Annotated in this window: 11 protein-coding genes; 3 read left to right on the top strand and 8 right to left on the bottom strand. The window is 62.9% G+C overall.

Annotation, left to right across the window (positions count from 1 at the left end; translation table 11 throughout):
- Positions 1-15: 15 nt before the first annotated feature.
- The gene (locus ACW73L_RS13960) at positions 16-642 is read left to right on the top strand and encodes a hypothetical protein (RefSeq protein WP_498922831.1); all 627 of its coding nucleotides are present in this window, start codon (positions 16-18) and stop codon (positions 640-642) included.
- A 126-nt stretch (positions 643-768) separates the two neighbouring features.
- On the opposite strand, the gene rpmE is transcribed toward ACW73L_RS13960, so the two are convergent.
- Positions 769-972 (bottom strand): 50S ribosomal protein L31, encoded by a 204-nt coding sequence (gene rpmE, locus ACW73L_RS13955; protein WP_129883770.1) that lies wholly within the window; start codon positions 970-972, stop codon positions 769-771.
- A gap of 157 nt (positions 973-1,129) precedes the next feature.
- Between rpmE and ACW73L_RS13950 the strand changes: the two genes are divergently transcribed.
- Entirely contained in the window at positions 1,130-1,909 is a 780-nt protein-coding gene (locus ACW73L_RS13950) for an exodeoxyribonuclease III (protein WP_498922829.1), read from the top strand.
- Positions 1,887-3,206 (top strand): AmpG family muropeptide MFS transporter, encoded by a 1,320-nt coding sequence (locus ACW73L_RS13945; RefSeq protein ID WP_498922827.1) that lies wholly within the window; start codon positions 1,887-1,889, stop codon positions 3,204-3,206. The genes ACW73L_RS13950 and ACW73L_RS13945 overlap by 23 nt, the downstream gene beginning before the upstream one ends.
- A gap of 7 nt (positions 3,207-3,213) precedes the next feature.
- On the opposite strand, the gene lpdA is transcribed toward ACW73L_RS13945, so the two are convergent.
- The 7 genes from lpdA to ACW73L_RS13910 form a co-directional block, all read right to left on the bottom strand.
- Complete coding sequence (gene lpdA, locus ACW73L_RS13940) at positions 3,214-4,653, bottom strand: dihydrolipoyl dehydrogenase (RefSeq protein ID WP_498922825.1); 1,440 nt, start codon at positions 4,651-4,653, stop codon at positions 3,214-3,216.
- A 151-nt stretch (positions 4,654-4,804) separates the two neighbouring features.
- Positions 4,805-6,139, bottom strand: coding sequence for a dihydrolipoyllysine-residue acetyltransferase (aceF, locus tag ACW73L_RS13935; protein WP_498922823.1), 1,335 nt, complete (start codon positions 6,137-6,139; stop codon positions 4,805-4,807).
- Between the two features lie 10 nt (positions 6,140-6,149).
- Positions 6,150-8,834, bottom strand: a complete 2,685-nt coding sequence (gene aceE / locus ACW73L_RS13930; protein ID WP_498922821.1) for a pyruvate dehydrogenase (acetyl-transferring), homodimeric type — start codon at positions 8,832-8,834, stop codon at positions 6,150-6,152.
- A 126-nt stretch (positions 8,835-8,960) separates the two neighbouring features.
- On the bottom strand, positions 8,961-9,587 hold the full coding sequence (gene thiE, locus ACW73L_RS13925) for a thiamine phosphate synthase (RefSeq protein ID WP_498922819.1): 627 nt from the start codon (positions 9,585-9,587) through the stop codon (positions 8,961-8,963).
- Between the two features lie 37 nt (positions 9,588-9,624).
- Positions 9,625-10,023 carry a hypothetical protein gene (locus ACW73L_RS13920; RefSeq protein ID WP_498922817.1) on the bottom strand — a complete coding sequence of 133 codons (399 nt, stop codon included), beginning with the start codon at positions 10,021-10,023 and terminating at the stop codon, positions 9,625-9,627.
- A gap of 119 nt (positions 10,024-10,142) precedes the next feature.
- Positions 10,143-10,568, bottom strand: coding sequence for a hypothetical protein (locus ACW73L_RS13915; protein WP_498922815.1), 426 nt, complete (start codon positions 10,566-10,568; stop codon positions 10,143-10,145).
- 280 nt (positions 10,569-10,848) lie between these two features.
- Entirely contained in the window at positions 10,849-11,835 is a 987-nt protein-coding gene (locus ACW73L_RS13910; protein ID WP_498922813.1) for a sulfite exporter TauE/SafE family protein, read from the bottom strand.
- Positions 11,836-12,005: the final 170 nt, after the last annotated feature.

The following is a 12,005-nucleotide window of genomic DNA, read 5'->3' as shown; positions in this document are numbered from 1 at the left end:
CAGCGGGGAGCCGCCGTGAATGCTCGCGACAGGGTCCAGTTCCGAATTGCCCAGGAAGCGGCCCGGGTGATGATCGAGGATGGCGTCCAGGATTATGGCAGGGCCAAGCTCAAGGCGGCCGAGCGGCTGGGGTTGCGTGACGTGCGGCAACTGCCGCGCAACGATGTGATCGATCTCGCGCGTCAGGAGTATCACCGGCTCTACCGGGATGCATCACACGAGTGCAGGTTGCTGAGCTTGCGGCGCATCGCGGTGGAAATCATGGCGCAGCTCGAGGCCTTTTCCCCCTGTCTTGTCGGTGATGCCGTCGCCGGCGACGCCGGGCCGCACAGCCCGGTCACGATTCAGGTTTTCCCCGAGGCGCCGGAGCAGGTCATCACGAAGCTGATCGATGCCCGCATTCCCTTTAGGGAGACCAGCCACCAGATAGCGGGCCGGATGGGGTTCGTGGAAGTACCCGGACTCCGTTTTTTTGCCGGCCAGTCGCGCGTCGACATCGTGATCCTCGCTCCAGACGGAGCGGGTCGTCATTGGGTGCGGCGCAAGAGCCAGCTTCCGAAGCTGTCGCTGGCCGAGTTGCGCAGGCTGCTCGAGGATCAGCCGGGTTCGTCGCCGGACCGAAATACCGGGTGGACTACCTGAGGTGAGAGCGGCAACAAGAAGGCGGCACTGCGGACGTGCCGGACCGAGGTCGGAGGCGTGGGCTGACGTTGGTAGCGACCGGTCGGCGCGGCGAGCCGCGCCGATGCAGCGCGCCGCCCCGAGTGATCAGCCGCGGGCGTACTTGCGGCGGAACTTGTCGACCCTGCCGGCGGTGTCGACGATTTTCTGCTTGCCTGTATAGAATGGATGGCAGGCCGAGCACACTTCGACGTGTAGCGGCTCGCCGAGGGTGGAGCGAGTTTCAAACGTGGCGCCGCAACTGCAGGTCACGGATATCGTCTTGTACTCCGGGTGAATATCGGGCTTCATGGACTGGGTCTCCCAACTGGGCTGGCGCGAAAAGCCCTTAAGTCTACTTGACTAAGCGCTACGCATCAAGCAAACCGGGTCGGACACGGTAATCGCTGTTCCGGCCACCGACGTCTCGCACTGATTGCCCCCGCCATTTCGGTTCTTTAGCCAGAGCATGCGTATTATCACGTTGAACGTTAACGGCATCCGGGCGGGTGCCCGCAAAGGCTTTTTCGACTGGCTGCCGCGCCAGCATGCCGATGTCATCTGTCTGCAGGAGATCAAGGGGCAGACGCATCAGCTGACGGATCCCTTGTACTGGCCGGAAGGTTTGAGCTGTTTTTACCTGGACGCCGAGAAGCCAGGGTACAGCGGCGTCGCATTGTATGCCGTGCGCGAACCGGATGAGGTCATCCAGGGGCTGGGCTGGCCGGACATGGACCGCGAGGCACGCTATCTGGAGGCCCGTTTCGGCAAGCTCAGCGTCGTCTCGCTCTACCTGCCATCCGGTTCGTCCAGCGAGGAACGGCAGGCGGTCAAATTCGACTTTCTGGAACGCTTCCTGCCGGTCATGGCCGAATTGATGCAGTCCGGTCGTGATTACGTCCTGTGCGGCGACTGGAACATCGCGCACAAGCCGATCGACCTGAAAAACTGGCGTTCGAACCAAAAGAACTCCGGCTTCCTGCCCGAGGAGCGTGCCTGGCTGGACAGGGTGTTCGACGAGCAGCATTGGGTCGATGCGTTCCGTGCCGTGAACCCTGAGCCCGATCAGTACACCTGGTGGTCGAATCGGGGGCAAGCCTGGGCCAAGAACGTGGGCTGGCGGATCGACTATCAGATCGTGACGCCGTCGCTCCGGGACTGTATCCGTTCAGCGGCCATTTACAAAGATGAGCGATTCTCCGATCACGCCCCTCTGACCATCGATTATGACTACCCATTCCCCGCGTGAGGCCTTGCTGAACCGGCGCATGCTGATTTGCGTGTTGACCGGGTTTTCCTCCGGTCTGCCGTTGTTCGTGCTGATCAGTCTGCTATCGGCCTGGCTCCGGGAGGGTGGCGTCGACCTGAAGGCGATCGGCCTGCTGGCGCTGGTCCAGTTCCCTTACATCTGGAAGTTTCTGTGGGCGCCGCTGTGCGATCGCTACGGTTTCCGTCTCGGTCGACGTCGCTCGTGGATGCTCGTCACGCAAGTGGGCTTGTCGCTGACCTTGCCGGCCTTCGGCTGGTTCGCGCCACAACCGGATCTCGCGGCTATTTCCGCCCTCGCCGTCGTCGTCGCATTCTTCTCCGCGACACAGGACATTGCGATTGACGCCTACCGCCGCGAACTGCTACGGGATGACGAGCAGGGTCTCGGCAACGTGATCCACGTGAATGCCTACAAGGTGTCGAGTTTGATTCCGGGTTCGCTGTCGCTGGTTCTGGCGGATCACCTGTCATGGCAGACGGTCTATTGGATTACCGCCTTGTTCATGCTGCCTGGTCTGCTGCTGACGCTGCTCGTCCGCGAACCTGAGGCCGCTCAGCGGGCGCCGACGACCCTGCGGCGCGCCGTGGTCGAGCCTTTTCGGGAGTTCGTCGGCCGGAACGGCTGGGTTTCCGCTCTCACCGTGCTGGCCTTCATCTTCTTCTACAAGCTGGGCGACAGCATGGCGACCGCGCTGGTCACGCCCTTCTACCTGGACATGGGCTACTCGAAAACCGAGATCGGCATGATCGCCAAACATGCCGGCTTGTGGCCTAACGTGGCCGGCGGCATTTTCGGTGGGATCTGGATGGTCTACCTGGGCACGCACCGGGCGTTGTGGGTCTTTGGCACGCTGCAGGCGCTCGTGATACTCGGCTTCGCTTGGCTGGCGACGGCAGGGCATACGCTGGTAGGTCTGGCGTCGGTTATCGGGGCCGAAGCCTTCGGCGTCGGGCTTGGCACCGCAGCGTTCGTGGCCTATATCGCCAGCACGACGAATCCGGCTTATACCGCAACCCAGTTCGCGCTGTTCACGAGTCTGGCCGCGACGCCGCGGACGCTGGCCAATGCCTTCACCGGATTTCTGGTCGAGGGGGGGGATCTGAAGCTGGGTGGGCTGACCTTGTTCCACGTCGAGGCGCTGGGCTGGGAGCGCTTCTTCTGGCTGTGTTTCATGGCGGCGGCCCCGGGCATGCTGCTGCTGTTCTTCATCGCGCCCTGGAACGGAACGCCCCGGAGCTTTGGCAGGCCGGCGGCCGAGTCCGACCGCGCGGCCTGAAGCGGCGCTACTTCTTGACGTACAGATCGGTGATCGAGCCTTCGATCATCTCGGCAGCGAAGGCAAAGGTCTCGGACAGGGTCGGATGCGGGTGAATAGTTAGCGCGATGTCCTCGACGTCGGCTCCCATCTCCAGTGCCAGCATCGCTTCCGCGATCAGGTCACCGGCATGCGGTCCGACCATGCCGACGCCGAGCAAACGCTTCGTGGCCTTGTCGCTGATCATCTTGGTCAGCCCCTCGCGCCGCCCCATGCCCAGCGCACGTCCGCTGGCAGCCCACGGGAACACGGCTTTTTCGAACTCTATCCCCTGCGCTTTGGCCTCCGCTTCGGAAAGCCCCATCCAGGCGACTTCAGGGTCGGTGTAGGCCACCGATGGAATAGACAGGGCCTGAAAGGCGCTGGGGTGTCCGGCGATCACTTCCGCAGCGACCTTACCCTGGTGCGTGGCCTTGTGCGCCAACATCGGGTTTCCGACCACGTCACCGATGGCAAAGATGTGCGGCACATTGGTGCGCTGTTTGTCATCGACCGGAATGAACCCGCGTTCGTCGACATGGATGCCGGCGCTGGCGGCCCCGATCATCGCGCCGTTTGGCTTCCTTCCTACGGCGACCAGAACCCGGTCGAACAGATCGGACGCAGGCGCCCCTTCGCCCTCGAAAGCCACCCGCAGACCGGCCTCCTCGGACTGAATGGAACTGACCTTCGTCTTCAGGAAGATGTTCTCGTACTGCTTCTGGATCCGCTGCGCAAGCGGCTTCACCAGTTCCGGGTCGCAGCCCGGAATGAGCTGGTCCATCAACTCGACAACGGTAATCTTCGAGCCCAACGCGTGATAGAAGCACGCCATTTCGAGGCCGATGATGCCGCCGCCGACGATCAGCAGCCGAGCCGGCACATCCTTGAGTTCCAGTGCGTCGGTCGAATCCATCAGGCGCGGGTCATCGTACGGAAAGCCCGGAATCTTCACCGGCGTGGAGCCGGCCGCGATGATCGCGTGGTCGAAGGTGATCGTCGTTGCGCCTTCGGGCGAATCGACGCGGATTTCCCGCTCCGAAACGAAGCTGCCCAGGCCATGCACGACCGTGACCTGGCGCTGCTTTGCCAGTCCGGCCAGACCGGTATTGAGGGTCTTGACGATACGGCCCTTCCAGTCCCGCAGCTTGTCGAGATCGATTTCCGGCGTCGCGAAACGGATGCCGAACGGGGCGCTTTCCTCGGCGTCGTGGATCACGTGTGCGACATGCAACAGGGCCTTCGACGGAATGCAGCCGACGTTCAGGCACACGCCGCCAAGCGCGGCGTAGCGCTCGATCAGCACGACGCGCTTGCCGAGGTCGGCAGCACGAAACGCGGCCGTGTAGCCGCCCGGTCCGGCGCCGAGCACGACGACCTCGGCATGCAGACTATTCCCTAGTGTAGTGGCGGAGGATTCGGTGGCCATGGTGCTCTCTAGCGTTGGTGCGATGGTATCTCGGAGGAGTTCGTGTTGTCCCTGCCGGGCCTTAATTCGGGCTGCGCGTGCTGCCGCAGGAAGTCGGTGACCGCCGTGGACGCGTTCGTTGCGGAGCCACGACTCCGCAACGAGCAAGAGATCAGAGCAGTACGCGCCGCAGGTCGCTCAGCAATTGCGCCAGGGTTGCGGCGAAGCGCGCGGCTTCGGCGCCGTCGATGACCCGATGATCGTAGGACAGCGACAGCGGCAGCATCAGTCTCGGTACCCACTGGCCGCCTTGGTAGGCCGGCTTCAGTTGGGCCTTGCAAACACCCAGAATCGAGACTTCGGGTGCGTTGACGATGGGTGTGAACGACGTGCCGCCGATGCCGCCCAGACTGGAAATCGTGAAGGTACCGCCCTGCAGATCGGTGTTGCGGAGCTTCCGATTGCGGGCGCGCACGCCCAGTTCGGCCAGTTCCGCGGCGATTTCGTAGACGCTCTTACGGTCGGCATCGCGTAGCACCGGCACCACGAGCCCATCGGGGGTGTCGACGGCAAAGCCGAGGTGGTAGTACTGCTTGAGGATCAGTTCCTCGCCGTTGGCCGCCAGAGACGCATTGAAGTTCGGGAAGGCCTTCAGTGTCGCGATGACGGCCTTCATGATGAACGGCAGCAGCGTCAGCTTGACCTCGCGCCGTTCGGCCTCCTGCTTGAGCGACACGCGGAAGGCTTCCAGGTCGGTGATGTCCGCCTCGTCCTGATGGGTGACATGTGGGATGCCCACCCAGGCGCGATGCAGGTTGGCGGCCGACAGCTTCTTGATCCGGGACATCGGCTTCCGGTCCACCGGGCCGAACTGCGAGAAATCGATCTCGACCGGCTCCGGCAGCGAGAAGCCTGACGCTGCGGTTCGCTCCGGTTGCTGGAGGCGCTGCTTGATGAAATTCTGCACATCCTCCTTCAGGATCCGGCCCTTGATGCCGGTTCCGCGAATCTGAGCGAGATCGGCGCCCAGTTCCCGCGCGAACTTCCGTACGGACGGGCTGGCGTGCGGTGGCGCCCCCTCGCTAGGTGGAGTGGTCGTTGGTGGCGGCGGTGCTACCGCGGCGGCAACCTGAGCCGGTTGTGGCGTCGCCGCCGGGGCGGAAGGGGGCGCCGTGGCGGCAGCGGGCGGCTCCGCTGCGGGCTCGGGCTTTGGCGGTGCGGCAGCTACCGGTGCCGGTTCGCTCGCGGCAGTCGGCGCGTCCCCGTCTTCGACCACCAGCGTGAGAATCGGAGATCCCTGGCTGACGCGGTCGCCCAGTTGCACCTTCACTTCCTTGACCGTGCCCCCGAACGGGGATGGTACTTCCATGGCCGCCTTGTCGCTCTCCAGTGCGATCAGTGAATCATCCGCCTTGACCGCATCACCGGTCTTGACCAGGACCTCGATGATTTCGACGTTCTTGTAGTCACCGATATCCGGAACGGATACCACCGCTTCTCGACCCATAGATGAATTCCTAGACCGTCAGAGGATTGGGCTTTTCCGGATCGATCTCGTAGCGCTTCAGCGCCTCCGTGACCTTCTCCACCGGGATCTGGCCTTCATCGGCCAGGGATTTAAGCGCGGCGACCGCGATGTAGTAACGGTCAACCTCGAAGAAACGGCGCAGCGCCTTGCGGCCGTCGCTGCGGCCGTAGCCATCGGTGCCGAGGACCGTGTAGTGGCGCGGTACCCAGGCGCGGATCATGTCGGGCACGGTCTTCATGTAGTCCGTTGCCGCGACGATGGGGCCTTTGGTGGGCGCCAGGCATTCCTCGACGTAACTGATTCGCTTTGGTTGGTCTGGATGCAACAGGTTCCAGCGTTCCTTTTCGAGCGCGTCGCGCCGCAACTCGCCAAAGCTTGTGGCGCTCCAGACGTTGGCCTTGATGCCAAAGTCGTCGTCGAGGAGTTTCGCCGCGGCGATGCTCTCGCGCAGGATCGTGCCGCTGCCGAGCAGTTGTACGGAGGCTTTTTTTCCCGCGTCGAGGATCTGGTACAGACCCTTGATGATCCCTTGCTCGGATCCCTTCGGCATGTCCGGATGCGCGTAGTTTTCGTTCATGACAGTGATGTAGTAGAAGACACTCTCGCCTTCCTGATACATCCGGCGCAGGCCGTCCTGAACAATGACAGCCAGTTCGTAGGCGAACGTCGGGTCGTAGCTGACGCAGTTGGGAATCGCTGACATCGTGAGCAGGCTATGACCGTCCTGATGCTGCAGACCTTCCCCGGCCAGCGTCGTGCGGCCGGCCGTTCCGCCCATAAGGAAGCCGCGTACCTGCATGTCGCCCGCGGCCCAGAGCAGATCGCCGACCCGCTGATAGCCGAACATCGAATAGTAGATGTAGAACGGGATCATCTGCACGCCGCAACTGCTGTAAGCCGTTCCTGCGGCGATCCACGAGCAGGCGGAGCCCGCTTCGTTGATTCCTTCCTCGAGGATTTGCCCGGTCTTGTCCTCGCGGTAGTACATGATCTGGTCGGCGTCTTCAGGTGTGTAGAGCTGGCCGACCGACGAATAGATGCTGTACTGGCGGAACAAGCCTTCCATGCCGAAGGTCCGGGCCTCATCCGGCACGATGGGGACGATGTACTTGCCAAGCTTCTTGTCGCGCAGCAGGATCGTCAGCATGCGGACGAAGACCATCGTCGTCGACAGTTCCCGGTCCTCGCTGTTCTTCAGCAGGCTCTCGAACAGGCTGAGATCCGGTACCTGCAGCAACGGCGCCTGCTCGCGACGAGCGGGCAGGTAGCCGCCGAGCGCCTGCCGGCGCTCCTGCAGATACTTCATCTCCGGGCTATCCTCGGGTGGCTTGTAGAACGGGATTTCCGCCAGGCGGTCATCCGAGACCGGGATGTTGAAGCGGTCGCGGAAGGCGCGCAGCGCCTCCTCGTTCATTTTCTTCTGCTGGTGCGTGATGTTCTGGCCTTCGCCCGCGCGGCCCATGCCGTAGCCCTTGACGGTCTTGGCCAGGATCACGGTCGGCTGACCCTTGTGGTGCACGGCCGCATGGTAGGCCGCGTAAACCTTGTGGGGGTCATGACCGCCGCGGTTGAGGCGCCAGATGTCCTCGTCCGACATGTTGGCGACCATCTCGAGCAACTCGGGGTACTTGCCGAAGAAGTGTTGGCGGGTGTAGGCGCCGCCCTTGGCCTTATAGTTTTGATACTCGCCGTCCACGGCCTCTTCCATGCGCTTGATCAGCAGGCCGGAATGGTCCTTCAGGAACAGCGGATCCCAGTATGAGCCCCAGATGACCTTGATCACGTTCCAGCCAGCGCCGCGGAATTCCGCTTCCAGTTCCTGGATGATCTTGCCGTCGCCGCGCACCGGACCATCGAGACGCTGCAGATTGCAGTTGATTACGAAGACCAGGTTGTCCAGCTTCTCGCGTCCGGCCAGGCCGATCGCACCGCGGGATTCCGGCTCGTCCATTTCGCCGTCGCCGCCGAAAAACCAGACCTTGCGTTCTTCGGTCTTGAGGATGTCGCGGTTCTGGAGATACTTCAGAAAGCGGGCCTGATAGATCGACATGATGGGACCAAGCCCCATCGATACGGTCGGAAACTGCCAGAAATCCGGCATCAGCCATGGATGCGGGTAAGACGACAGGCCGCCGCCGTCCACCTCCTGGCGGAAACGTTTGAGCTGCTCTTCGGTCAATCGGCCTTCCAGGTAAGCGCGAGAATAAATGCCCGGCGCCGCATGGCCCTGGAAGTAGATCAGGTCGCCGCCATGTTCCTTGGTGGGCGCCCGCCAGAAATGGTTGAATCCGACATCGTAGAGCGTGGCCGCCGACGCGAAGCTGGCGATATGCCCGCCATATTCGCTCGACTTGCGGTTGGCTTGCAGTACCATCGCCAGCGCGTTCCAGCGCACGTATGAACGGATGCGGCCCTCGATTTCCTGGTCGCCCGGGATGCGGGCTTCCATTTGCGGCGGGATGGTGTTGAGGTAGGCCGTATTCGCCTTGTACGGCAGGTTCGCGCCCGAGCGGCGAGCCTTCTCGACGAGGGACTCGATCAGGAAGTGCGCCCGCTCGATTCCCTCCTGCTCGATGACCGCGGCCAGCGCATCGAGCCATTCCCGTGTCTCGCCGGGGTCGACATCGTGGTCGTGTGGGACTTGCGCGAGCGTGAGGGGATTGACTGCTGCCATGTGTGCCTTTACGTACGCTGGGGTTTGAACAATCGGCGGATTATAGTCTTACCGCTCCCTTGGTATCCATGCCCCAAGGGGGAAACGGTTTGTGGACGGAGAGGGATGGCGCGCGGGCGTTTTCACTCAGTGCGCGAACAGGGAGAACAGGTTGCGGGCCGCAGTCTCAGGGTCGTTTTCACCGAAGACGGCATCGACCACGGCCAGCAGATCCGCGCCTGCTTCGATGAGCTCCACGCCATTCTTCTTCGTGATGCCTCCGATCGCGACGATCGGGACTGCCAGCCGTGATCGGGCGGCTCGCAAGGTATCGAGATGAGCGGGAGAGGCCAGAGGTTTGGTGACTGAGGAGAAGAACCGGCCGAAAGCGACATAGTCTGCACCCTGGGTCGCCGCATCTTCGGCTCGTGCCAACGAGTCGTAACAGGAGATGCCGATGATCGACCGCGCGCCCAGTAAGGCGCGGGCTTCCGTTATCGAAACGTCCTCGCGGCCCAAATGTACGCCGTCCGCCCCGATGCTGGCCGCTAACTCGGCGTCATCGTTGATGATGAGCGGGACGTTGAATTCCCGGCAGATGCCGCTCAGAAGCGAGGCCTTGCGGGCCCGTTCCGAAGGCCGCTTCTCGCGCAACTGAACTACAGCGGCGCCACCCTTCAAGGCGCTCGTGACCGAGGCGGTAAGCGCCTCGTGCGGCTCACCATCGCGCGTGATGACGTAAAGACCGCGGCGCGGGAACGGCAACGGGCCCATGCGCCTGGTCAGGCGTAACGCCTCACCAGCGACCCGGTTACCAGCCCCATGGGCCCCACATGCCCCAATTCATCGCCGCGTCTTCGTTCATCATTGCCGCCTGCCGCTGTTCGTCGGCAATCGACTTCTGTATAGCGAGCTGCTGATAGCGCTGATAAGCCGCGCCGTCACCAGCGTAGAGGCATTGGCAATATTTGGCGTCGGCGTAGATGAAACGCACCGAGTCGTTTTCGTTGTGCGGAACCAGTTTGAGTTGGGTCAGCGTCTGGAGGTGGGCTTTTTTGTCCGGTGTGTCAGCGTATTTGATCTGGAAGCCCGACGCCGCGAGCATCTGCTCGATGTCGGTGACCTCGTTGCGCTCGATTGCGGCGCACCCACTCATCAGACCGGCCACGGCTGCCGCGATGATCACGCCCCGGATGTTCTCTATGCCCATGCCTCGAATCCCTCGTGTGACGAAATACCCAGAGGAACTATTATGCCGGAAGTTCGTGCTGGCTGCCCTCGCCTTGGCCGACCCACGGCCGGTTCGTGCCTAACCGTGTTCCCACAGTTCTACAGACCGCCCCCATACGGGCCCCACATATCCCAGCGCATGCGGTTGGCGTGGTTCCACATGGTCTGTTGCCGCTGCTGGTCCATCTTGGAATTTTTGCGCGCGTAGTCCTGGTACCGCTTGTAGGCGGCCTGATCGCCAACATAGAGGCACTGGCAGTAGGTCGCGTCGGCATAAACAAAGCGGGGCTTGTCGCCGTCCTTGTGCCCGGTGATATCCAGTTGTGGAAGTGACTGGAGGTGCGCCAATTTTTCGGGCGTATCCGCGAGCTTCTCTTCGAATCCCGCAGCGATGAGCATTCGTTCGACTTCCGTGACCTGATCCTTCTCCATGGTCGCGCAACCCGACGCAGCAAAGGCTACAAGAAACGTGGTCAGGCTTCCGACCGAGTTCGGACGCAGTCGTGGTGCGACGTTGATGTTCATCATCGGGTTTCGGTTCTCCGACTTGGTTATGGGTGGATCGGCAGCGTCTGCCGTCGCCGACGAGCAGGCAGGCGGGTCCGCTTGCGCCATCTCTCCCGGATACTACACGGGATCCGCGCAGCTTGACAAAGGACTAGACTGAGCCACCGTCGGGGCGTGCTTTTGGTGAGGCTCGCAAGCGGAAGGACTGTGGCGGGGTTGAACTGATCGCTTGGTCGGATCGTCCTTGAGTAGGTTGCCGGTTGGGGGCAGCAGGCCGGCCCTTCGACGATGACTCCCGTCATTCAAGAGCGCTTCGCAGCGAGGAGCCGGCCCGGTTCAGGTCGGCGGGACGCTGCATGCTACGAGGGCGAGCTGTAGGCCGAGCGGGTGCGTGCAGCCAGACGCCAAGGCTCAGGATGCCCAGTACGGCAAGGATCCCGTCGGCGACCCAGACCCAGAACAAACGGGCTCCCGCCTGCGTCATGAGTTCGGCTCCCAGTTGATTGCGAATCTCCTGCAGCAGGTCGGTGCTCGCTTCGCGATAGACCAGATAGCTGGCCACAGCGATGACGAGCAGACCGAACAGGCGCCGGAGCGCCGTTGCATTGACGAAGCGCGCGATCAGCGCACCCAGAAAGCTGCCGCCGACCGTCCCACCGACGATGATGCCGGCCAGATCGAGATCGATGCTGACATGCTGGCTGTGTCCCGCGAGGGCGGCGAAAGACTGCAATGCCAGCACCATCAGCGAAGTGCCGACGGCCGACTGCATCGGCAGCCCACCGAGCAAAGCCAGGGCGGGCACGATCAGAAAGCCGCCGCCGGCACCGACCAGTCCGGTGAGGCAGCCTACCAGAATGCCGTCGAACGCGATGGCCAATAGCGGCAGGTGGGCCGGACACAGCGGGCCTCCGAGCTCACTTTCGGGTGCCCGCCGGCTGCTGCTCAGCATCGCAAATGCCGTCCCAAACATCAGCATCGCGAAGGTCAGCAGCAGGATGCCGCTCGGAACGAACTCGGCCAGACGCCCGCCGGCGTAGGCGCCGAGCATGCTGGCGAGCCCGAACGAAAGGCCGGTTTTCCAGCAGACACTCCCGCGCAGGGCGCGACCAATCATGGCCACCGCGCTGGTCGTCCCAACGACCAGCAGCGAGGTCGCGATGGCCGCTTTGGGCTCCATGTGGACGAGATACACCAACATGGGTAGCGTCAGTATCGAGCCGCCGCCGCCGAGCAGCCCCAACAGCAGTCCGATCCCTGCCGAGAGGACAACGATCAAGGTCATCGCCGCTGTCCCCCGCTGTATTCGACGAACGGTGCGCTGTGGGTGTCTGGCGTTGCAGTGCGGCTCATCGAAGCGGTTGGTTGGGGTAGTGGCGATGCACCGGAATGCCAGCTACTTCCGTGCCAGGGAATGGCAACGGGGCGTGCGTTGCAGCACGGGCTCGGGTGGCC

The organism is Methylolobus aquaticus (assembly GCF_054172105.1).
Note: the sequence above shows the minus strand (reverse complement) of the source record. Positions and strands in the feature narration are given on the sequence as shown.

Bases quoted from the DNA above. Each gene is read 5' to 3' on its own strand.
- rpmE (WP_129883770.1), bottom strand. From the start codon at position 972: ATGAAGCCCGATATTCACCCGGAGTACAAGACGATATCCGTGACCTGC.
- ACW73L_RS13950 (WP_498922829.1), top strand. From the start codon at position 1,130: ATGCGTATTATCACGTTGAACGTTAACGGCATCCGGGCGGGTGCCCGC.
- ACW73L_RS13945 (WP_498922827.1), top strand. From the start codon at position 1,887: ATGACTACCCATTCCCCGCGTGAGGCCTTGCTGAACCGGCGCATGCTG.
- lpdA (WP_498922825.1), bottom strand. From the start codon at position 4,653: ATGGCCACCGAATCCTCCGCCACTACACTAGGGAATAGTCTGCATGCC.
- aceF (WP_498922823.1), bottom strand. From the start codon at position 6,139: ATGGGTCGAGAAGCGGTGGTATCCGTTCCGGATATCGGTGACTACAAG.
- aceE (WP_498922821.1), bottom strand. From the start codon at position 8,834: ATGGCAGCAGTCAATCCCCTCACGCTCGCGCAAGTCCCACACGACCAC.
- thiE (WP_498922819.1), bottom strand. From the start codon at position 9,587: ATGGGCCCGTTGCCGTTCCCGCGCCGCGGTCTTTACGTCATCACGCGC.
- ACW73L_RS13920 (WP_498922817.1), bottom strand. From the start codon at position 10,023: ATGGGCATAGAGAACATCCGGGGCGTGATCATCGCGGCAGCCGTGGCC.
- ACW73L_RS13915 (WP_498922815.1), bottom strand. From the start codon at position 10,568: ATGAACATCAACGTCGCACCACGACTGCGTCCGAACTCGGTCGGAAGC.
- ACW73L_RS13910 (WP_498922813.1), bottom strand. From the start codon at position 11,835: ATGACCTTGATCGTTGTCCTCTCGGCAGGGATCGGACTGCTGTTGGGG.